10 protein-coding genes and 3 pseudogenes are annotated in these 23,798 nt (G+C 43.9%); 4 read left to right on the top strand and 9 right to left on the bottom strand.

Features of this window, described 5'->3' with window-relative positions:
• Positions 1–92: 92 nt before the first annotated feature.
• Positions 93–611, bottom strand: coding sequence for an adenine phosphoribosyltransferase (locus ACX27_RS28045; protein ID WP_062297378.1), 519 nt, complete (start codon positions 609–611; stop codon positions 93–95).
• Between the two features lie 354 nt (positions 612–965).
• On the opposite strand from ACX27_RS28045, the gene ACX27_RS28040 reads away from it, so the two are divergent.
• From ACX27_RS28040 to ACX27_RS28030, 3 genes are all read left to right on the top strand, one after another.
• A complete protein-coding gene (locus ACX27_RS28040; protein WP_062297377.1) occupies positions 966–1,592 on the top strand; it encodes a DUF3038 domain-containing protein in 627 nt (208 codons plus the stop codon).
• Positions 1,589–3,037, top strand: a complete 1,449-nt coding sequence (locus ACX27_RS28035; protein ID WP_062297375.1) for a DUF4335 domain-containing protein — start codon at positions 1,589–1,591, stop codon at positions 3,035–3,037. The genes ACX27_RS28040 and ACX27_RS28035 overlap by 4 nt, the downstream gene beginning before the upstream one ends.
• A gap of 369 nt (positions 3,038–3,406) precedes the next feature.
• On the top strand, positions 3,407–4,681 hold the full coding sequence (locus tag ACX27_RS28030; protein ID WP_062297373.1) for a hypothetical protein: 1,275 nt from the start codon (positions 3,407–3,409) through the stop codon (positions 4,679–4,681).
• Between the two features lie 95 nt (positions 4,682–4,776).
• Here the strand turns inward: ACX27_RS28030 and ACX27_RS28025 are convergent, their stop codons facing one another.
• The 8 genes and pseudogenes from ACX27_RS28025 to ACX27_RS27990 all read right to left on the bottom strand — a co-directional run bounded on the left by ACX27_RS28025 (position 4,777) and on the right by ACX27_RS27990 (position 19,158).
• Positions 4,777–5,325, bottom strand: a complete 549-nt coding sequence (locus tag ACX27_RS28025) for a GIY-YIG nuclease family protein (protein ID WP_062297371.1) — start codon at positions 5,323–5,325, stop codon at positions 4,777–4,779.
• Positions 5,326–5,621: 296 nt separating this feature from the next.
• Positions 5,622–9,683: pseudogene (locus ACX27_RS28020) on the bottom strand (DNA-directed RNA polymerase subunit beta'').
• 88 nt (positions 9,684–9,771) lie between these two features.
• A complete protein-coding gene (locus ACX27_RS28015) occupies positions 9,772–11,649 on the bottom strand; it encodes a DNA-directed RNA polymerase subunit gamma (protein ID WP_062297370.1) in 1,878 nt (625 codons plus the stop codon).
• A gap of 127 nt (positions 11,650–11,776) precedes the next feature.
• Entirely contained in the window at positions 11,777–15,076 is a 3,300-nt protein-coding gene (gene rpoB, locus ACX27_RS28010) for a DNA-directed RNA polymerase subunit beta (RefSeq protein ID WP_062297368.1), read from the bottom strand.
• A gap of 738 nt (positions 15,077–15,814) precedes the next feature.
• On the bottom strand, positions 15,815–16,600 hold the full coding sequence (locus ACX27_RS28005) for a TatD family hydrolase (RefSeq protein ID WP_062297366.1): 786 nt from the start codon (positions 16,598–16,600) through the stop codon (positions 15,815–15,817).
• Positions 16,601–16,668: 68 nt separating this feature from the next.
• The gene (gene rpsT, locus ACX27_RS28000; protein WP_062297364.1) at positions 16,669–16,962 is read right to left on the bottom strand and encodes a 30S ribosomal protein S20; all 294 of its coding nucleotides are present in this window, start codon (positions 16,960–16,962) and stop codon (positions 16,669–16,671) included.
• A 247-nt stretch (positions 16,963–17,209) separates the two neighbouring features.
• Positions 17,210–17,763: pseudogene (locus ACX27_RS31335) on the bottom strand (AAA family ATPase); the annotation flags it as partial.
• 105 nt (positions 17,764–17,868) lie between these two features.
• A complete protein-coding gene (locus ACX27_RS27990; RefSeq protein ID WP_062297363.1) occupies positions 17,869–19,158 on the bottom strand; it encodes a glucose-1-phosphate adenylyltransferase in 1,290 nt (429 codons plus the stop codon).
• A 419-nt stretch (positions 19,159–19,577) separates the two neighbouring features.
• Between ACX27_RS27990 and ACX27_RS27985 the strand changes: the two are divergent.
• Positions 19,578–23,790: pseudogene (locus tag ACX27_RS27985) on the top strand (chemotaxis protein CheB).
• Positions 23,791–23,798: the final 8 nt, after the last annotated feature.

Below are 23,798 nucleotides of genomic sequence, written 5' to 3'. Positions count from 1 at the left end.
GCCATTAGCTAAATCAAAAAGAAGCTCACATCTCACCGCGAAGCAGGAGTGTAGGTACTTCACTCAAATGACTAATGACTAATGAGCATTGACTAATATTCAATTAACGAGATAATCGGCAAATCGGGGAGATTTTTCCGCCCTTGTAAATCCCGTAGCTCGATAATAAACCCAAAACCTAGGAGTTCACACTCAAGCTGTTGAACTAACTTAGCGGTTGCACCGGCTGTACCACCTGTAGCAATTAAATCATCGACAATTAAAACGCGGCTGCCTGGATGCAAAGCGTCTTGGTGCATTTCCAAGCAGTCAGTACCGTACTCTAGTTCATATTCAATGGAGTGAACCGCAGCAGGTAGCTTGCCTTTTTTGCGGACGGGAATAAACCCAGCGCCTAATTTATAAGCTAGGGGAGCGCCAAAAATAAATCCCCGTGACTCCATCCCAATTACATAATCTGCTTGAAATCCCGCTTCATCGCATTTTTCCGTAAAAAAGTCAATAGTATATCGCAGTCCGTCGCGATCGCGCAGTAGAGTAGTAATATCTCGAAATAAAATACCAGGCTTGGGATAATCGGGAATTTCACGAATTAGAGATTTTAAGTCCATATACAGTTAGAAAATAGGAAGTCGGCTCAAGTCTTAAGACTTCAGACTTGAAAAATCGTACACTATAATGTCATACGCTGGATTTGAGGCTCTAGTATCATCATCCATTGACGATAGTGAGAATCTACACCAAGCTTAAATTATGGACTGGTATTCAATAAAAGAAGGTGAACTGATGCTGGAAAAAGGGAAATTTAAGTATACGAGAGCTTTGGAGTAGAACAAGTTAAGTCATGTATACGTCAGGTATTATGGCTACTGCCACAAGTTTAATGTTATTTTTTGGCTACTTATCTTAAATTTAGTTGTACTAGTGTATCTAGTCTGTTGGAAGCGCACAAGGTAATTTATAGAATGAATGTCTCCGCGAGCTTAACGCCGTTCAACAGTCCCGCACCTGCATCAACGCCGATGATTCTGGATACGTTACCAGATCCGGCGATCGCAGGACAAGGATGTCCGTCCAGAACTCGGCTACAAATCGACCTCATCTTATTGGCCATTGAAGCTTTAGAACTCGGTGGTTCCGAAGCAATTTTGGCCTTTGCAGAAGAGTTAGATTTAAAAGAAATTATTAAAAATCGGGTAAATTTATGGCGGATGCGTAGCTCTAACCCCATGCGCCGCGCTAATATCCGCAGACCCTTAACAATTATAGAGGCCAAGGCTTTAGTAGTTATTGCTTGCTACATTGCACGGCGGTTAACCGTGGTCATCCGCCAGATGCTGATGATATATCAGCAAATGAATGAAAAACAAATCCCTCTCGAACAAAATTTGCGTTTATCTAATTATCTAGAACGCTTCCGAGCGCATTTTAAAAGCAGAATGAATGCGCGGCGTTCTGGTGTACTAGCACTAACTTCTGATGAAAAATTAGATGAGTTAGCAATTAATTTGTTAGAAAAACTTCTATTTTGTACTGGTACGGCCGGAATGCAACGGTTCTGGATTAGTCTTTTTGATGGGGAAGTGGAATGAACATTCAACGGAAATACAGTTTACCTAACTGTACGTTGCTTTTAGAGGGTTTAAGCGATGCTTCCAGGGCAGCACATTTACAAGAACTCCGCCCAGAATTATCGATATTGGTAAATGTAGAATGCTATATATCTGGTTATAAGCAGCCTCTAGTGGGAGGCCGAGAATTTTTTGAAAGTTTGGTGAGGGCTGTCAGTGCTTATGGACAAGAATTTTTAAGCAATGTCCCCAACCCCCAAGCCCATAACCAAGACTCAGAATTAGTAGAACTGCAAAAAATTGACCATAACCGTCATCGGCTAATTGTGCATTCTGAAAGCAGTACTGAAGCTTTGGGTTCTCAGCAAACAAAATCACCGATTCAAATTGATATGAATACGGTGCAGTTATTTGATTTAGTAGAAGCAGTAGATCAATTTTTTGCCGATACCCAAACCCTACCGGAATTAGCCTTAGAGTTACAACCAATACCTCGACGCTACAGTGGTGCTAGTGAAGTTATCATCAAGCAAGCAGTACCAGCTAGTATTGGCGTTGCGAGTGTAGCCGTTGCAGCCGTTGCTTTTAGTTTGATTCCACCCCCCCAAATTCGCACACCAGAAGCGCAACCAGAAACCCAAAGCAGCGCCACACCCACACCAACTACAACTGCTGTCGCTACCCCTACCGCAGCTACAACTCCCCTAGCCAGCGCCACACCAACAGCGACTCCGAGCGCCACTCCAACTACAGCCGCCACAGCACCCCCAACTACAGATTTAGAAGCCCTATTAAATACAACAGCCGAAATTACAGATCCATCGCAACTACGGGCTTTAAATCGTCAAGTGTGGAATCAAATTGATCCTGCTTGGAGCGATCGCTCGACAGTCAAGCAAGATTTAGTTTATCGTGTTGGTGTTGCTGGTGATGGTGCGATCGTTGGTTATAAGGCAGTAAACCAAGGGTCAAATGAAGGAATTAATTTCACTCCATTACCAAAACTGCTTTACAACCCGGCAAAACGTTCGGCAATCAATAATGAACCCATAGCCCAATTTAAAGTAGTGTTTACTAACAAAGGTGTCTTAGAAGTTAGTCCTTGGCGCGGTTATGCTAGTACACCAAAGGTAGTAGGCAGTAAAATTACAGATGCTAACACCGTTAAAGAATTAAACCAAAAGCTATATAACACAATTCGCCAAAATTGGAAAGGTACTCCCAGTTACACCAAAGATTTACGCTATCGAGTTGCTGTGAATAAAGATGGCATCATCGCTGATTATGAACCATTAAATCAAGTTGCCTTTGATCATTTCCGTGAAACACCGTTGCCAAATATGTTTCAAGAAGTTTATGGTTCCAATGGCGCAGCACCAAATAACCAAGAACCTCTAGGCCATTTCCAAGTAGTGTTTAGTCCTAGTGGCAAACTGGAAGTTACTCCTTGGCAGGGTTATCAGTGACGGGTGATAGGTCACAGGTGACAGAGAAAACTAAATGTAGATTGGGTGGAACGTAGACACCCGAAGGGTGGCTTCCCGCAGGGTAGTGAAGCCCAACAAAATCTAGGTTTTTGGTTGTTGAAATATACCATTTTAGATTAGGACTTACGCAGTGAGACGAAAAATCAAGGATTTTGGAAAGGGTGTAAGGATGTAAAGGTATAGAGGTGTACTTATTCAAAACCCTTACACCCCTACATCCAGTTTTCACAGACAATCTTTGTGTGTAAGTCCTGTTTTTGGCATGGGTAAGTTCTAACTACACGTTACCGGACAAGATATGACTTTCAACTGAGTTTGTGAATACTAAATTCAGCATTGAATATTCTTATGGCTTTTTTACACGGAATTACCAAGATTTTTGTCCGTAAAAACTCTGGCACCAATTCACCTGTCAGCCCACAACCAGCAAAACTAAAAACGCTGGCGGAGTTAGAACAGGAAATAGCAAAACAAGGGCAAATTAGTAGGATATCTTCTCCACAACAACCCCGCAAAAGTAAAAAAGGTATAGGTAGCAAGCTAATTTGGCTCACCATACTAATTGGCATTCCCGCAGGTATAGTTTGGGTGGCAAATCAGCCAGAACCCACAATTCGCCGGACTATAGTACAGAAAGCACCGTTGTTGTTGCTTCCCAGTTACATCAATATAGAACAACATTATCGGCAAGCTTTGACATCTCTTGAGCAAGCTGAATACTTGATTGAAAAACCAACCAGCGCCGCAGATTTGGCTTTGGGTGAACAACAACTGCAACAGACAAAAACCCATCTGAATAACTTGCCAACTGTATTTGGTAACGATTGGCCAGAATATAAATATTGGTGGTATGACTGGCGATTTAGCGTTTATGGTTTGAATACAGCGCGTCGTCAAGTAGGACAATTAGAAGCCAAGGTTTTTCAAGAAAAAAATGCTCAAACTCTGCTGACTGATAATCATCAAGCATTATTGAATGCAAAACAGCAGTATCAACAGGCTACAACAATCACCGACAAAAAATCAGCGATCGCAGCTTGGCGTGCTGCATTAGATAAATTAGAAGAAATCCCCGGTCAAACCTTAGCCGGCCAAACTGCTCAAAATCAACTAGATAGTTACAAGCGAGAATTTCAGGAAGTTGTGGGATTAGCCGCCGGTAATGAACGCATCAGTACTTTAATTACTGCCGCCCAACAATTTTCTTGGCAAGCAGCAAAAGCCGGACAAAATCCACCACATACCGTCACCGAATGGCAACAAATAGAAAATTTGTGGTCAGAAGCTATTGAACGCTTAAAACAAGTTCCTTCTTCAGATTTAGTAGGTTATGCCGCAGCCCAAAAGTTATTAGCAACTTATGAAACTAATTTAGGTCAAGTCAAAATCAGACGACAAGCTGAAGCTGATTCTGTGCAAGCATTAGCTAGGGCGCAACAAGAAATAGAAAACTTAGTTGCCTCTTTGCCTAATGACCCCAAAAATGTCGATCGCAATCGCGTCATTAGTCAGTTACACAGTATTATCAATCAATTAGAAAAAGTGGAAAAAGGCACAACTGTTTATTTAAAAGCACAAGAGTTGCTATTATCTGCCAATAATAAATTCAAGCAATTCCAGTAAGCTTGGAATTTAGGTTAATTGTCCATGAATATATTAGTTTACATATTCTTGTAATACTGTAGAGACTTTAGATGTAACGTCTCTACAACTTGGTATCAAGATTTCAAATCGAGTAATCCTTCTTCCTTTAATTTAGGATTAAAACGGAGTTGTAATTGCAAACCACGAGATTCTAAAATTTTGAAAATTTCCGCTTCTACCCTTCGCGCCACATTTTTGACAACTTTGATTTGCGCCAACTCATCATTAGCAGGATTGTTATAACTCGCTTGTTCTTCTGCTGTCATCAAATTTTTGACATTAATGGGTTGTGTCCATTTTTCTTTATTTTCACCATTACCCGGAGGTATTGTGCCATTTTCAGCAATCCAAGCATTTTCAATATTTTCTAAAACTGTCCGACTAGGACGTTCAATAGTTTGTACTTTCACCCAATAACATTGTTCTGGTTGACGCACTAAATGTTGTTGCAAACTCAAATAAACATCACGAGAATATCCGACAAAATGTAGTAATTTCTCCTGATTAAAAATTGCATACACACCTATTTTTCCTTGAAATGTTTCCGGGAGTTTTCCCTCAGCATCAATGTAAGGAAAATAATCTAAATTTGCTAAAGATGGATTATTTATTTCATTAGTCATATAGCAGTCCTATTTATATATGAAAACAAAAGACAAGGTAGACAAGGAGGACAAGGGAGGCATTGGTGATAGATACTTATAAATGATTTAGGAATGCTATAGCAATCTGCAAAACAAAATTTATCGGCGGTTAAATTATTTCTCTTATAATTCATTCCCATAAAAATTACTATATAACAGTCGAAGCATAGTTTAAGACTATGTTTGTGGATAAAACATAATTTTCTCAAAATAGTCAAAAGAAAAAGGCAAAAGAAACTTTCTCTTGCCTTTTCTACTAATTATTCACTGATGATTTACATATCGAAATCATCATCTTCGTCAACTTCCTCGTATTCATCCTCTTCGTCATCAGATATGAGGTCGTGGACTTCATGAACTTCATCGATAATCAAATCATCTTCATCCAAAATTGATCCTGTGCGTCGGCTACCATAAGTGCCTTCGGTGAGGGAAGGTGCATCTAAATTGTAGGCGCGGGCGGTGCGATCGTCTAACACCATATCCAGAGGATCATCAACTTCATCCAAGACACTGGTAGTATCCAAAGTTGAGTAATCATCGATCGCACCAGGTTCATCATAAGTATTGTACCCAGTACCCGCCGGAATCAAGCGTCCGATAATCACGTTCTCTTTCAGACCCCGCAGCCAGTCAGATTTACCTTCAATTGCTGCTTCCGTCAATACCCGTGTTGTTTCTTGGAAGGATGCAGCCGAGATAAAGCTGTCTGTATTCAAGGATGCTTTGGTGATACCTAACAATACTGGTGTATATTGCGCCCTCGCACCACCTGTAATGGCCATTGCTTCGTTAACTTGTTCAACTTGGCGCAGTTCCACCAACTCACCAGGAAGCATAGTAGTATCACCACCATCATCAATCCGCACTTTGTTGGTCATCTGGCGGACAATCACTTCAATGTGTTTGTCGGCGATATCAATACCTTGGGACTGATACACTAACTGCACTTCGTTGACTAAGAATGTTTGCACTTTCTGTAGTGCATGGCTGGCGCAAGCGTAGACTCCATCCTCAGAACCCAAACTGAAGAAGATTTCCAGAATTTCGTGGGGATTGGAGGGGCCATCTGTGATTGGTTGTCCGGCGGCCACATGAGAACCGTCGGGAACAATCAAATTTTGCCCAGGGCCAAGGGGATAGTCGCTGACTACACCATTGGATTCAACGATCTTCACAGCGATCGCTTCATCACCATCACCATAAACAACCTTAACTTCTCCCCCACGGCGTACCAAAATACAAGCTTCTTTTGGTTTACGAGCTTCCAGAAGTTCTTCAATCCGTGGCAAACCTTGAATGATGTCTCCAGTTTTAGCTCGTTCAAAGACCAACAGCACTAAGTTATCACCACGCTGTACCAAATCGCCGTCTTCTATTTGCAACACCGCACCAGGACTGACGCGGTAAGGACGACCAGAGCGAATCGTTACACTATAGTTCTGAGTACTGAGTGCTGATTCATCACCAGCAGAGGCGGGAGCCGCATTCTTCACTTCTACAACTTCCCCAGATTCTTCCGCAAATACACCAGGGGCTATTTCTGCACCTTCTACCAGCAAATTGCCGACTTTCACTTTCGGTTGTGCAGTCGTTGTCACAGTGTTCATATCGCTGTGACGCAATACTAAGCAACGACGTACTGCTTCTGTTCCTTTTTGAACACCACGCACAATCCCACCTTCTTTACACAAGATTTGGGTACGTGCGACTACAGCACTAGGTGCAATCGTGTCACCATCTTTAACTTCCAAACTAGTTTGGGTACTACCTTGGGTAGCATCAGCTACAATGTCACGGCGAATTACTAATGACTCCAAAATCACTAGCTGCAAGCGTTGGATTTCTGAATCTTCTGCGTCAGGAATCAATTCAATATCGGCAGCTAATGGAGAAGCATTGTGGTCTTGTTCGCCTTCTTGCTCAATTTCTAACACTAGCTGAGTCCGTAGTAGCTCAACACCCTCTACAGATTTGACACGCTCAGAATCTTTGTAAGGTAGGCGCTGTACGGCGCGTAATTGAATTGAACGTCCGGTTTGCTGACTTACAGATGTTGTCGAAGGCACATCTGGAGTATTAGGTACAGCGAATTCTACTACAGGACGGCTTAACAATGCTGGGCCTTCTGGAGATTCTACATACTGGATGTAGCGCAACTCGGTAAAGGTTTGTCCCAACAGTTCTTCTCCAGGCTGGACAAAGGTGTTATCTCGCCCAATCACCGCTTCAGGATCATCCACCATCAGCAGTTCGCCGGGTTTAATTACCACTTCCCGCAGAATGTCATTTTTCTGGGTGACTTCGACGACACCACTGTTTTGACAGAAGATATCTTTGACGACTTCAGAACCTGCTTCGACAAACTGACCATCTTCTACCAACAGCAGCGAGATATCTTTATTAACTTCGTGGGTTTCTTCGGGAATCCACAGGATTGTACCGCCCTGTACCACTTCATAACCTTGTTTGGCTTTGCCTTTCTTCTGGACTTCTAGTCCAGCGAATTTCAAAAAGCCACCAGTGGTTGTGCGATAGCGGTCATCAATTAATTCCGCAACTACTTGACCATTCTGCACTTTTGTGCCTGGTGTAGCCCGCAGGTTAAATTCCTGGTTGTTTCCGGTGGTAATTAAGTAATTGTTCCGTCCTTGAGAACTGTTAACAGTAACGGCTGCTTGGTCTAACACTACCGAAGCGGTAATAATTTCAATTTCTCTGGTACTCTTGCCGGGGGTAGCTTCTGGTAAACGCACTACCCCACCATGTTGACTGGTGAGTTTAGTTTCCGCTAACACACCGTTGCTATCGATGCGATCGCCATTATTCACGACCAATTCTGCACCAGGGGGTAAGTTATAAACTTCCCCAGATAAAATCCAAATCAAACCACCTCTAGCGGCTGTGGTTGTGGTGTTACCTTGACGGTCGGTTTTTTGTTCCGCCACCACATCGGCAAATTTCACTTCTCCAGCTAAGTCCGAGGCCACATCTTTCACCGCTTTTTCAGTGTTGGTGCGGGTAGTCCGTCCCCCAATGGCGACTTCTGCCAATAACTGACCTTGTTTTACCTGTTGACCATCAGTGATGTATAGTGTGGAACCTTGGGTAACTTGAATTTCTTGGTTAACGGGGGTTTCGCCACCTTCTTTTTTAGGTTCTAAAATTAAGATGCCGTTTGCTTCTACATACAAAGCATCTTCACCGTGGCGGGTACGGTAGGGTCTTGTCCGCAACTTGCGCGGAATCTTGACTGTCCCAGCCATCTTGGAGCGCACTTGTTGAGCAACTTCCCCAGTGAATACCCCACCAGTGTGGAATGTCCGCATGGTCAGCTGCGTACCGGGTTCACCGATACTTTGCGCCGCAATGATTCCCACAGCTTCGCCCAGGTCTACCATCTTGGCGTGCGCCAAACTCCAGCCGTAGCAATGTTGACATACAGAACGGGCGGCTTCACAGGTCAGAGGCGATCGCACCACCACCTCTTTCACCCCAGATTTTTGAATTTCTTTCGCTAAGTCATCAGAAACCGGAGTATTCCGGGGTGCAATAATTTCGCCAGTAGTCGGATGTACGACATCCTCGCCAATCACCCGTCCCATCAAACGAGTCGCCAGAGGAATCAAGGTTTTGCTACCTTCAGTCATGGCTTTGATCGGAATACCTCTGGTAGTACCGCAATCAAATTCCCGAATAATCACATCCTGGGACACGTCCACCAGACGGCGAGTCAAATAACCAGAGTCAGCCGTCCGTAGCGCCGTATCTACCAAGCCTTTCCGCGCACCGTAAGAAGAAATAATGTACTCTGTAACGGTCAAACCTTCCCGGAAGTTGGTTTTATTGGTAAGTCAATAATTTCCCCTTGAGGATCTGCCATCAGTCCCCGCATCCCTACCAACTGACGGACTTGGGAAATATTACCCCGCGCTCCCGAAAACGCCATCATGTACACAGAGTTGAGGGGATTGGTTTTCTTGAAGTGAACCACCACCTCATCTTTGAGAGCTTCACTCGTACCGTTCCAAGTGTCAATTACTTTTTGGAAACGTTCTACTTCTGTAATTTCGCCCCGTTGATAACGAGCTTCTGTCGCCCGAATTTCTTCTTCGGCAGCTTCTAAAAGACTGCGCTTACTCGGTGGTACCATCAAATCATCCACACTGATGGAAACCCCAGCTCTAGTAGCGTAGCGGAAGCCTAAATCTTTGAGTTTGTCCGCCATCACTGCGGTTCGCGCCGTACCGTAGTTGGTAAACGCCCAAGAAATCAAATTTCTCAGTTGACCTTTATCAACTACGCGATTGCGAAAAACTTTTTTTTTCGTTAGTCATTAGTCATTCGTCCTTAGTCAATAGAAGTCAAAAGGCAAAAGTAAAAAGGTAAAATTACTTTTTTCTTTTGCTTTTTGCCTTTTTACTTTTAACTTACTAGTGCTTCCTGAATTGCCTTGTTGTAAATGACGCGGCCAGGTGTTGTGCGTATGTACTGAGAAATCAAATTTCCTTGGGAATCTTCTCGGACTCGGCGGAACTTATACAGTAATGTCCGGGTACCGTCATCGTTATTAGTAACTTCCAAGGGTTCTGTATCAGGTTGATCTGATTCAACCTCACCATCAAACCGCACGTAGATATAGGCGTGTAAGTCTATTTGCTGTTGCTCAAAAGCCATAATTACATCTTCGAGGGAAGCAAAGTACTTACCAGCACCTTTGGTAGCATGGGGGTTTTCGGCGGTCAGGTAGTAAGCCCCCAATACCATATCTTGGCTAGGTGTAATGATTGGTTTACCTGTAGCTGGCGACAGAATATTATTAGAAGCCAACATCAACAATCTTGCTTCCGCTTGACTTTCTAAGGACAGGGGTACGTGTACCGCCATTTGGTCGCCGTCGAAGTCAGCGTTAAACGCCGGACAAACCAGTGGATGTAATTGAATGGCTCGCCCTTCCACTAAAATTGGTTCAAAAGCTTGAATCCCCAAACGGTGTAGTGTGGGTGCGCGGTTGAGCATCACTGGGTGTCCTTCGATCACCTCTTCCAGCACATCCCAAACACTGGGATCATTCCGCGATATCAGCTTCTTGGCAGCCTTAATGTTATTCACCATCCCGCTACGAATTAAGCGGTTAATCACAAATGGTTGAAATAGCTCAATGGCCATTTCTCTTGGTAAGCCACACTGGTGAATATTCAGTTTCGGCCCCACCACAATTACCGACCGTCCAGAGTAGTCAACTCGTTTACCTAACAAGTTTTGCCGGAAACGTCCTTGCTTACCTTCAATAATGTCAGACAAAGATTTTAGTGGGCGGTTATTAGCACCAACTACCGTCCGACCCCGACGACCGTTATCAATCAGCGCGTCTACCGCTTCTTGCAGCATCCGCTTTTCGTTCCGCACAATAATTTCTGGTGCCAAAATCTCCTGTAGGCGTGCCAGTCGGTTGTTGCGGTTGATTACACGTCTGTATAAATCATTCAAGTCGCTGGTTGCAAACCGTCCACCATCAAGTTGCACCATTGGGCGCAAATCTGGCGGAATCACGGGGATGACGGTCATCACCATCCACTCTGGTTTAGAACCAGTCGCAATGAAGTTGTCAATTACCCGCAGCCGCTTAATCAGCTTGGCGCGTTTTTGACCTTTAGCTGTACTAATTTCTTCCCGCAAACTTTCTGCTTCTTGCTCTAAATTAATATCAGCTAACAAACGCAGCAGTGCTTCTGCACCAATGCCCACTTCTACCCCTTGTAAGGTAGAATCTTCGCTGTAAATTTGGTCTTCTATTTCCAACCACTGGTCTTCACTCAGTAGTTGCTTATAAGTTAAAGTTTCGGCATTGCCAGGGCTGAGAACAACATAAGAGTTGAAATACACTATTTGTTCTACATCCCGCAAAGGCATGTCCAACAGGATGGCAATATAGCTGGGTATACCTTTGAGATACCAAACGTGAGCGACTGGTGCAGCCAGTTTGATATACCCCATCCGGTGGCGGCGTACTCTAGATTCGGTGACTTCTACACCACAGCGTTCACAAACAATCCCTCTGTGGCGGACTCTCTTGTACTTACCACAGTGACATTCCCAATCTTTTGCCGGGCCAAAGATGCGCTCACAAAATAAGCCATCCATCTCTGGTTTTAAAGTCCGGTAGTTAATCGTTTCTGGTTTGGTGACTTCACCTACTAATTGACCATTGGGTAGGGTGCGTTCGCCCCATTGCCGAATGCGTTCTGGTGATGCCAAACCGATTTTTACGTAGTCAAACTGATTAGTTTGGGCTGCTCTCATACTTAAGTGTTGAGTTATAAGTAAAGTATTCAGTTAAAAGTAATCAATCGAGAGAGATGTCTAAGCTGTGAGTGCGAATACTGAGATGTTGAATACTCAGCACCCAACACTCAGCACTTAGTACTTTCTACTCGTCGTCGTCTAACGATTCACGGGAGAGAGATTCGTAAGTTGGGCGTGGTGGTGTGCGTCTGGCTGACTGGTCTGCCATTAAATCAACTTCCACGTCTAAAGAACTACCATCAGCTTGGGTTTCTACTTTATGAACCGCAATATCTAACCCCAAGGATTGCAATTCTCGCATCAACACCTTAAAGGATTCTGGTGTACCTGGTCGGGGAATTGCCTTACCTTTAACGATCGCATTTAAGGCTTCATTTCGTCCCTGCATATCGTCGGATTTCACTGTCAGCAATTCCTGCAAGGTGTAAGCTGCACCAAAGGCTTCCAACGCCCACACTTCCATTTCCCCGAATCGCTGACCACCTTGTTGGGCTTTTCCACCCAAGGGTTGCTGTGTAACCAAAGAGTAGGGGCCTGTGGAACGAGCGTGAATCTTGTCATCGACCAAATGCACCAGTTTCAGCATATAAGCCACACCAACGGTCACTGGTCGGTCAAAAGGTTCACCGGTACGGCCATCAAACACCATGATTTTGCCGGGGTCATCGGGGTTATATACCCAGTCTCTACCTGTTTCGTCCCGTGCTTCTTGTAATTTGCCATGCACAATTCGGCGGGATGATTCTTCGCCATACATTTCATCAAAGGGAACTATCTTAAATCTCACGCCCAAGGTATGACCAGCCCATCCCAACAAACACTCAAATACTTGCCCTACGTTCATCCGGCTGGGTACGCCCAAGGGGTTGAGTACGATGTCTACTGGGGAACCATCTGGCAAGTAAGGCATGTCTTCCAGTGGCAAGATCCGCGAAATAATCCCTTTATTACCGTGGCGACCCGCCATTTTGTCTCCGACTTGGATTTTCCGCTTCTGGGCGACATACACCCGCACTACCATGTTGGCTCCGGGTGGCAGTTCATCCCCTTGTTCACGAGTGAACAAGCGCACATCAACTACGCGACCTTTTTCACCGTTCGGTACACGCAAGGAGTTATCCCTCACATCCCGTGCTTTTTCCCCGAATATGGCACGTAAGAGTTTTTCTTCTGGTGGTTGGTCAGATTCACCTTTGGGTGTAACTTTACCGACTAAGATGTCTCCTGATTCTACCCACGCCCCAATCCGGATAATGCCTTGTTCATCTAACTGGCGCAAAGCATCTTCCCCGACGTTGGGAATTTCTCTGGTGATTTCTTCTGGGCCTAGTTTGGTTTGTCTAGCCTCAATTTCATATTTTTCAATGTGAATTGAAGTGTAAACATCATCCTGTACCAGCCGCTCAGAAATCAAAATTGCGTCTTCGTAGTTGTAGCCTTCCCAAGGCATATAGGCGACGATAATATTTTGTCCTAACGCCAGTTCTCCACCTTCTGTAGATGAACCATCTGCTAGTACTTGTCCAGCCACAACTCTTTCCCCAATCCGCACCAAGGGTTTTTGGTTCAAGCAAGTATCTTGGTTAGAACGCTGGTATTTAGAAACGGTGTACTTAATTTCCGGTGCGTTTGGTTTGGGACGTACACGAATTTCTGTGGCATCAACGTAGGTGACATCGCCATCAGTACGGGAGACAATCACCATCCCAGAGTCTCTCGCACCTTGGGCTTCCAAACCAGTTCCTACCAAGGGACGTTCTGGTTTCAGCAGAGGTACTGCTTGCCGTTGCATGTTAGAACCCATTAGCGCCCGGTTAGCGTCGTCATGTTCCAAGAAGGGAATCATACTAGTCGCTACCGATACAATCTGTACAGGGGAAACCGCTACGTAGTCTACCTGCTCTGGTGTTGTGGTTGCCCAATCTTGACGATAACGAACTGGAACTTGCGGCCCTTTTATGTAACCATTTTCATCTAAAGGTATGTCTCCTGTTGCTGTCCGCAGGTCATCTTCTTCGTCGGCGGTCATGTAAACTGGCGGTACGTCAAATAGGACTCGCCCATTTTCTACAGGTCTAAAGGGCGTTTCTAAAAAGCCGTATTGGTTGACACGGGCATGGGTAGCTAAGGAACCAATCAAACCCGCGTTGGGGCCTTCTGGTGTTTCAATGGGACAAATCCGTCCGTAGTGGGAGGGGTGAATATCCCGCACGGCAAACCCCGCCCGTTCACGAGTCAGACCGCCAGGGCCTAAAGCGGAAAGTCGGCGTTTGTGGGTCAGTTCTGCCAGAGGATTGGTTTGATCCATGAACTGACTTAATTGGCTGGAACCAAAGAATTCTTTGATTGCTGCTACCAAGGGTTTGGGATTGACCAGGGAAGCTGGTGTCAAAACTTCCGCATCAGATACGGTCATCCGTTCCCGAATAATCCGCTCTAAGCGATTTAATCCTACCCGGACTTGATTTTGCAGCAATTCTCCTACGCTTCTGACACGGCGATTACCTAAGTGATCAATGTCATCAACACTGCCGATGTCATATTCTAGGTTGATGAGGTAATCGACGGCTGCTAAAATATCGCCGGGGGTCAGCACGCGCATGGTATCGGGAACTGACAACCGGAGTTTTTTGTTGAGTTTATAACGACCCACTCGACCCAAGTCATAGCGTTTGGGGTCGAAGAAACGCGAGTCTAACAGTTGTTGTCCACCTAATACGGTTGGTGGTTCACCAGGACGGAGTTTGCGATACAACTCCATCAGGGCTTCTTCTTCTGAGAATTGCCCTTCTTTTTCGATGGTTTTTTGGAAATATTCTGGGTGGCGGAGGGCATCAAAAATTTCGTTATCAGATAAACCCAGAGCTTTGAGGAGTACCTGTGCTGAGAGTTTACGGGTTTTATCAATCCGTACCCATACCAAGTCGTTACGGTCTGTTTCAAATTTCAGCCATGCACCCCGGTTGGGGATGAGGCTGGCAGAATATGTCCGCCGACCGTTTTTATCGATTTCAGATTTGTAGTAAACTCCAGGCGATCGCACAATTTGGTTGACGATTACCCGCTCGGCTCCGTTAATAATAAAGGTGCCGCGATCGGTCATTAACGGCAAATCACCAATAAATACTTCTTGTTCCTTAATATCCCCTGTTTCTTTGTTCAATAGGCGTGTGGGAACATACATCTGAACTGCGTAGGTGCTATCCCGCCGTTTTGCTTCCTCTACGCTGTACTTTGGCTCTTTAAGTTTATAATTCTGTCCTAAAAAGTGCAGTTCTAATTTGCCTGTATAGTCTGTAATAGGACTAAAGGAGTTCAGCTCTTCTATTAACCCTTCTTCTAAAAACCAGCGAAAGCTTGATCGCTGAATTTCAATCAAGTCGGGCAACAAAAAGGCGGGTTCCATATATTTGTCGTTATTCATGCCTCTACCTTTGTCAACCTGGTTAAACTTTTAGAGGACACTGCTCAGGGATGATGCTTGATCCGCGTCAGTGTCCGTAGCAATTGGGGAACTTCTCCTTGTGCCACCTGCTATTAATTCATGCTGATAACCGCAGCATTTTTTTTAATCTGGACAGGGTGATTTTGACAAGGGGGGTAAGCGCCCTTGCAAGCTATCTATAGCTGTTATAAACCAGCTATTAACTTGATTTCTCAACGACAGGTTGAGAGAGTTCTGCCTTTGATTTAGTTTCCTCACTTCCCCTCCAAAGCGCGTAAGTAGCTTACGCAGCTCAAAATTTTTGCATCTTAAATCTTTAAAATAAGCAAGCTGAATCTCACGGCAATATCAAAAGATAATGATAATCGGCCGCGTGATGCTGGCTTGGAATCAAAATGGCTTTATTTTGGTGGGTTTTAATCACAAGACAAGTACTTTTAACAATTTTCTATAGTTTTAGATACAAAGCAGGGTATATTTTGCCAAATTTTAGTTCAATTTCGGTTGCTATGGTGATTCATTGATTCCGAGCATCCGTATGTGGAGAGTGGAGGATGGTCAAGTTGATAACAATATATTAAGCTTAAAAGTTTGTGGTTTCTTCCTTTATCATTATGACGCAAGCAAAATGTTTTGGAGGCATTAATATTAGCATATTTTTATCCTCCTGAATTTTTCTTTCTTGGTACACACCCGACAATTGCAACAGTTAATTATTTACAGAGCCAATCCAAATAGTTTACAAGCATTTTGCGTGGTTTGGTGGGCGATCGCTTCTACAGTTTCTCCCCGCAATTCGGCTAATTTTTCCGCTACATAGCGTACATAAGCTGGTTCATTGCGTTTCTCACCCCGTTTGGGAACAGGGGCCAAAAAAGGACAGTCTGTTTCAATTAATAGGCGATCGCTACTTACCATCGCGGCTGAGGCGTGAATTTCTTTAGCGTTCTTGAATGTTACAATCCCGCTAAAGCTAATGTAAAAACCCAGATCCAGAAACCATTGGGTTTCCTCTGGTGTCCCACCCCAGCAGTGCATTACACCCCGAATTCTTCCATCTGTAATTTCCTGCCATTTTTGCAAAATTTCCCTGACATCACTGGCCGCATCTCGACAGTGAATAATCACGGGTAAATTGAGTGCTGATGCGATCCCTAATTGCTCGGCAAATACCATGCGCTGCTGCTCATAGTTTTCGGCTTTGTAGTAATCCAGACCCATTTCTCCAATTGCCACCACTTTCGGTTCGGAACTTGCCAAGTTTTTAATTTTCTCGGCTGTGTCACTTTGCCATTTTTCGGCATCCAAAGGATGTAACCCTACAGCAAAACTCAGTTCAGGAAATTGCTGGGCAATTGCTTGAATGCTGGAAAACTCTGATGGTTCTACACAGGAATGTACTAAACGCACTACCCCTGCTGCTTGCCACCGCGATCGCACTGCCACTAAATCTGGCTGGAAGTTATCAAAGTTAAGATGAACGTGGGTGTCAATTAGCTGCATTTTGTCTTTTGTTCTTTGTCATTAGTCATTAGTCTTTGCTGCAACGCATGACCAATGACTAATGACTACTACTGTGCGGTTGCGACTGGCTTGAGTTTGTGAGCCAATCTCGATTTTTTCCTAGCACCGTTGTTAGGATGCAGAATGCCCCGCTTTACAGCTTTATCGATTTTGCTGTAAGCCTCAGCCAGCCGTAATTCAACTTCTTGTTTGAGTTCAGGCGTAGGATTAGCTGCGTAGGTTTCTACCACAGTCAAGTATTTCTTCATCAGCGTCTTAACAGCTGACTTGTAGGTTTTATTCCGCAGCCGATTGCGTTCTGCGATACTGGCGCGTTTAAGAGCAGACTTTGTATTCGCCACAGTCGATTCCAAAAAGACTATTTAATATGTACACACACTACTAGATTTACTAATATAGCATTCATCTTGCCAATATCAGAATTTCTCCAAAAAATCTTGCTTTGGTTTGAAGAAGGCAGGGGGCAGGGGAAGACTGAGACATGGATGTCTCACAAGATAGAAATCTAGGCGTGTGGGAGGGGTGGGAGGTGTGGGAGGATGGTGAAGAAATCTTTCCCACACTCCCCACACTGCCACACCCTATTTTAATCAAGTCGTCTAGTCCTTCTTCGATGCTGGGTGGCGCGTTCTCGGAGTTGGCGGTGCATTTTTAAGATGACTTCTTCGGGAACTTGGCGATCGCGTCTTTTTATTGCGAGCTAAACACAGCCATACTGGTGTAGTTAGCCAAATTCCCACCACTTGCTTAAAACCTATGTCACGGCTAAAGGTGATTAAGTCGCGGCGATGGCTTCTTTGGGCGTTGGTAGCATCAAAAATTGCTGATTGATTAGCCATGACTGTTTTTTGGAGTTGTTGTTCTAATTCTTGCCAAATCAAAAACCACGGCCCTTGAATGATTTCATCACCAAACAATTGCCCCCGGATAGCATCTGTAGAAGTCAGCTGCATCTGGGGGCATTTAGCCATTAATTGTTTTGCTAAAGTTGACTTGCCGCTACCCGGTAGACCGATGAGTAATATGAGTGTGGAGTGCTGAGGAGCCACTGCGTTGCGGAGGTTCCCTCCGTTGTAGCAAGTGGCGTTGCTGAGTGCTGAGTGAGAAGTTAACAGAGAATAGTAGTCATTAGTTGTACTCATAATTCAAAGTTTCAAACTCAGCACTTTCAAGCCAGAGGGCAAGAGGCGGGTTTGAATCCCTCTTTGATTACCCTCCTGCCCCCTGCCTTCCAACTCCTGCCTTCTTTAAATAATCGTCCCATCGGTAATGACTGCACCTTTGAGGACAACTACAATCCCGCTACGGATGTAGAAGCCTTGATTTTCTCGGTCAGCTTCTTGGACGTTATCTTTGTTGATGATTTTAACATCGTGGCCAATGCGAGCATTTTTATCAACGATCGCCCGCCGAATGATGGTATCTGTACCAATACCTACGGGAATATCACCTTTGTCGATGCTGCATTGACGTTCCACCGAAGCTTGATAAAAGTCTGCACCCATGAGCAAAGATTCTTCGATGACACAGCCCGATTCAATCCGCGATCGCACTCCTAAAACGGAATGCTGAATCCGGCAGTTTTTCAAAATACAGCCTTCACCAATAATTGATTCGGTGACATGGCAATTTAATAGTTTGGTAGGTGGTAGATAACGCGGACGAGTGTAAATTGGTGCTTCTTCATCGTAGAAGCTAAAAGGTGGTTGTGGTTGCTGGGTTAAGGCTAAATTGGCATTATAAAATGCTTCAATTGTTCCGATATCTTCCCAGTAATCATCAAATAAATAAGCTTGAATGTTATAATCTTCGGCTGCATCAGGGATAATTTCTTTACCAAAGTCAGTCCGTTCTAATTTTTCCCGCAGCAACTTGATTAAAACATCTTTCTTAAAGACATAAATCCCCATTGAGGCGATATATGGCTGTTGTTCGGCTTGTTCTTTGGTTAATCCCAAAATGGTAGTATCAACCTGCATTTTTGCTAAAGCCTCACCTTTGGGCTTTTCGCTAAAATCAACTACTCTACCAGCATCATTGATTTTCATCAAGCCAAAGTCAGAAGCCCGACGGTTGTCAATGGGAATTACCGAGAGGGTAATGTCAGCATTGGTTTCTCGATGACGCTGGATGAATTGACGATAATCCATCCGGTATAGGTGATCTCCTGAGAGAATCAAATATTCATCTACATCCCATTCCTCCAACATCCACAAGTACTGTCGCACTGCATCGGCTGTACCTTGGAACCAGTTGGGGTTTTCTGGAGTTTGTTGTGCAGCCAGCACTTCCACAAACCCTTCACTGAATCCACTAAAATTGTAAGTACGAGCAATGTGACGGTTCAGAGAAGCTGAGTTGAATTGTGTCAGGACGTAGATTTTAAAAATTTCCGAATTAATACAGTTACTCACAGGGATATCAATTAAGCGATATTTCCCCGCTACGGGAACTGCTGGTTTTGCCCGGAGTTTAGTTAAAGGGTAAAGGCGGGTGCCTGCGCCACCACCGAGAATGATTGCTAAAACTTTTTTCACAAAATTTCTCCCGACTGCCTTTCAACTCTCACTTTCAGTTTATGACTGTATGTAGCCTCTGATAAGGGGGGATCGAAATATTCTCCGGGATGATTTTTGGAAAATACTGGCTGTAACTGGTACTAGTGGAGGACTAAAATCACTCCAGCGTCATATTTCTCGTGCCATCTGAAATTCTGAAATAATGTATGAGACTCTCCCAGTGATCCGAAAAATCAAGAGTATAAGAATGTGGGGGTAGAACTAAGCCAAAATTCAAAAGTTATCTCACTTTTGACTTCCTTGTAGGGGTGTGTATCCCAAACCCCCATACCATTTCACGTAGGTCTGGAATATCTATCTTTGGCTGGCTAAAGTCTAGCCAACAACATCGTATTTTATTTACAGATCATGTAACGCCCTGTAATCGTTTGTAAATCATGAACTCTCGGCGACCCAAAAAATCTCAGTCTTCTAATTCCGATCAGCAACAACAAGCACTCCAAAATGAATTATTTCCGATTGTAGGGGTTGGTGCATCTGCCGGAGGATTGGAAGCATTTACCCAATTACTCAGCCATTTGCCCAATGATACAGGGATGGGGTTTGTGTTTATTCAACACCTAAGTCCTAACCAAAAAAGTATCTTGGCTGAAATTTTGTCCCGGATAACGGAGATGCCAGTCACGCAAGCCCAAAATGGCATGGTGGTGGAACCGAATCATGTTTATGTGATTCCTCCCAACGCGATGATGACCATCTCTGAGGGCAAGTTAAATTTGGTTCCGCGTCAGAAAATTCGCGGTCAAGTAATGTCGGTTGATACATTCTTTTTTTCGTTGGCACAGGAACGGGGTAGTAAAGCGATTGGCGTAGTGTTGTCTGGGGGTGATGCTGATGGTTCAAGGGGATTAGAAGCAATTAAGGAAGCTGGGGGAATTACCTTTGCCCAAAATGAAACATCGGCACAGGTGAGTAGTATGCCGAATACAGCTGTGGCTTCTGGTCAGGTAGACTTTGTGTTAACACCACAAGCGATCGCTCAAGAGTTAGCTCATCTCAGTGATCATCCCTACATTCGTCCCTTGAATCCCGAACAATCAATTGAAGTGCGATCCACTGAAGAAACTGCTTTGCCGCAAATCTTTAGTCTGTTAAAGGCTGCTACAGGTGTTGATTTTAACTTATACAAACAAACCACCCTCAAGCGGCGCATTCTGCGGCGGATGATTTTATACAAGCTAGAGAGATTAGCAGATTATGCAAATTATCTTCAGGAACATCCGGCAGAAGTCAAAGCATTGTATTATGATGTGCTAATTACGGTCACCAGTTTTTTCCGTGATCCAGAAGCTTTTGAAGCTTTAAAAACCAAAGTATTTCCGCAGATTCTTAAAGAGCGCAAATCTCATGCCCCCATCCGGATTTGGGTGGTAGGATGTTCTACTGGTGAAGAAGCCTACTCAATTGCGATTTGTTTACTAGAGTATTTGCACAATCAAGATATTAGTCGACAGATTCAAGTATTTGCTACGGATATTAATGAAATTGCCATCGAAAAAGCCAGAAGTGGAGTTTACAAATACAATCAATTAATTGATGTCTCTCCTGACCGTCTGCAACGTTTTTTTTATCCCGGTAGAAGGTGGCTATCAAATTAGCAAAATAGTGCGCGAATCTTGTGTTTTTGCTAGACAAAACCTGATTAGTGATCCTCCTTTTTCGCATTTGGATTTAATTACCTGTCGCAATGTTTTAATTTATTTGAGTTCTGCTGTCCAAAAGAAACTGCTGCCACTTTTTCACTATGGTTTGAATCCCAACGGCTTTTTAATGCTAGGCACATCCGAGACAATTGGTGAATTTAGTAACTTGTTTGCATTGATTGACAGAAAGTACAAAATTTACTCGCGCAAAATGGCTGTGGCTCGGTTGGGAATTGATTTAATTAGTAGTAGCTATCCCAGCGAAACTTCCAGCACACAATTATCAGCGAGTGAAAGAACGTGGAATGATATAGAAATACAAAAAGTGGCTGATCAAATTGTATTAGAACAATATGCGCCAGTTGGTGTAATTATCGACAGTGATTTAGAAATTCTCCAGTTTAGAGGACAAAGCAATCCTTATTTGCAATTACCATCAGGTAGACCAAGCTTTAATTTGTTGAAAATGGCTAAAGAAGAATTAAGGCTAGAACTACGCAGTGCAATTCATCAAGCTAAAAAACGCGGCATAATAGTCAAAAAAGAAGGCATCCAAGTTAAAGACAACGAAAAATTTAAGCTGGTCACCATTGAAGTTATACCCTTTAATGCTGCGGCTACAGCAGAACGCTACTTTTTAATCATATTTGCAGAGATACCCGCGGCCGCCACTTCTTTGTTAGATTTACCTGATGATACCCGTAAAAGCAAACCAAGTAATGGGCAAGACGAAATTAACCGACTCCAACAAGATTTAGCCACTACTAAAGAATATTTACAGTCAATTATTGAAGAACAACAATCGACTAATCAAGATTTAAGGGCGGCTAATGAAGAAATTCTCTCTAGTAATGAAGAACTACAAAGCACTAATGAAGAACTAGAAACTGCAAAAGAAGAAATTCAAGCCACAAATGAAGAATTAAACACAATTAACGACGAACTGCAACGCCGGAATTTAGAATCTACCCAAGTCAGCAACGATTTACAAAATCTCCTCAGCAATATTAATCTTCCCATCTTGATGTTAGGGGGCGATTTACGGATTCGGCGGTTTACTCCGGTTGCAGAAACTATTTTTAACTTAATTTCTTCCGATGTGGGGCGGCCATTGAGTGATATTAATCACAATTTAAATGTTCCTGATTTAGAACAGCAAATTATGGAAGTGATCAACACACTCAATTTTAAAACTCAGGAAGTCCAAGACCAAGAAGGACATTGGTATGATTTACGCATTCGTCCTTATCGCACCATCGATAATAAAATAGATGGTGCTGTTGTGGTGTTGGTTGATATTGATGCCCTCAAACGCAGTGCTAGACAAATTACAGCTGCTAGAGATTATGCAGAAGCCATTGTCGCCACTGTGCGAGAATCATTAGTTGTCTTAGATACAAATTTGCGCGTAATTACCGCCAATCAGTTTTTCTACGAAAAATTTCAAGTCTTACCAACAGAAACCGAACAGCGATTGGTTTATGAAATTGGCAATGGGCAATGGAATATTCCTCAATTGCGATCGCTCCTCGAAAGCATTCTGCCTGAACACAGCCAATTTCAAGATTTAGAAGTTGAACATAACTTTGACCAAATTGGGCAGAAAGTTATGCGGTTGAATGCCAGAAAATTGTTGCATATCCACGATGCACCAATGATTCTTTTGGTGATTGAAGATATTACCCAACAAAAACAGCTAGAAGCAGAACGCACTCAACTATTAGCCCAAGAACAATCTGCCCGTGAAGCCGCCGAAACAGCCAACCGCGCCAAGGATGAATTTTTGTCAATTTTGTCTCACGAACTGCGAAACCCGTTAAATGCAATGTTGGGATGGGCAAACTTACTCCGCACTCACCGACTCAACGAAGCCACAGTTAATCAAGGGTTAGCAGCCATTGAAAGTAGCGCCTTGGCTCAAGCCAATCTGATTAATGACTTGTTGGATATCTCCCGCATTAGCTCCGGGAGGCTGCAAATGAATCCTCAAGAAATTGAGCCTAGCTCAATTATTGAAGCAGCGATCGCGGTGGTGCGTCTAGCAGCAGACACCAAAAACATTCAAATTAACACTAACCTAGGTTCCACAAGGCGAGTAATTATCGGTGATCCAGTCCGCTTACAACAGGTAGTCTGGAATTTGCTATCTAATGCCATCAAATTTACCCCAGCCAATGGCAGAGTTGATGTCACTTTAGAGTACACAGATTTACAAGCGCAAATTCGAGTCAGCGATACAGGTCAAGGAATCAGTGCAGAATTTTTACCCTACATTTTTGAACGCTTCCGCCAAGCAGATGGCAGCAAAACACGTTCTAATCCAGGTTTAGGGTTAGGACTGGCGATTGTGCGCCACTTGGTAGAACTCCACGGTGGGACAGTAGAAGCCCAAAGCCCAGGAGAAGGTCAAGGCTCAACATTCATCGTTAGACTACCTCTACAAGTTAATCAGCCAGAAATTCCTCTGGCAACTCCTCCCTTACCATCCATTACCAGAAGTAACCTACCGGACATCCCACCCGATGACCTTCCCTCCTTAGTAGGTGTGCGGGTACTAATAGTAGACGACGAACCAGACATCCGCCAATTATTTAAATTAATTCTGGAAGAATATGGAATTGAAGTCACAACCGTTGCTTCCGCCAGTGCTGCCTTATCAACTTTAGTGGCAAATCCTGGCAATTATGATGTCCTTTTGTCTGACATTGGCTTACCAGAAGCAGATGGTTATATGCTAATGCGCCAAGTCAGGGAACTCAGCCCCGAACTTGGTGGGCAAATTCCCGCCGTCGCCCTCACCGCTTATGCTTCTGATACAGACTATACCGAAGCTTTGGCCGCAGGCTACCAAATGCACCTCGCAAAACCTGTTGAACCCGCGCAGTTACTTAGTGCTGTTGCGGTTTTTGTAAGTAATCAAGCGGACATGATATCAGTTTGTCCCTGAATTCAACA

Origin of the sequence: Nostoc piscinale CENA21 (assembly GCF_001298445.1) — a bacterium.
GTDB lineage: Bacteria > Cyanobacteriota > Cyanobacteriia > Cyanobacteriales > Nostocaceae > Nostoc_B > Nostoc_B piscinale_A.
The sequence above is the reverse complement of the archived record's forward strand: the minus strand, read 5'-3'. Positions and strand labels throughout refer to the sequence as shown.

Bases quoted from the DNA above. Each gene is read 5' to 3' on its own strand.
- ACX27_RS28005 (WP_062297366.1), bottom strand. From the start codon at position 16,600: ATGCAGCTAATTGACACCCACGTTCATCTTAACTTTGATAACTTCCAG.
- ACX27_RS28045 (WP_062297378.1), bottom strand. From the start codon at position 611: ATGGACTTAAAATCTCTAATTCGTGAAATTCCCGATTATCCCAAGCCT.
- ACX27_RS28040 (WP_062297377.1), top strand. From the start codon at position 966: ATGAATGTCTCCGCGAGCTTAACGCCGTTCAACAGTCCCGCACCTGCA.
- ACX27_RS28025 (WP_062297371.1), bottom strand. From the start codon at position 5,325: ATGACTAATGAAATAAATAATCCATCTTTAGCAAATTTAGATTATTTT.
- ACX27_RS28015 (WP_062297370.1), bottom strand. From the start codon at position 11,649: ATGAGAGCAGCCCAAACTAATCAGTTTGACTACGTAAAAATCGGTTTG.
- ACX27_RS28030 (WP_062297373.1), top strand. From the start codon at position 3,407: ATGGCTTTTTTACACGGAATTACCAAGATTTTTGTCCGTAAAAACTCT.
- ACX27_RS28035 (WP_062297375.1), top strand. From the start codon at position 1,589: ATGAACATTCAACGGAAATACAGTTTACCTAACTGTACGTTGCTTTTA.
- rpoB (WP_062297368.1), bottom strand. From the start codon at position 15,076: ATGAATAACGACAAATATATGGAACCCGCCTTTTTGTTGCCCGACTTG.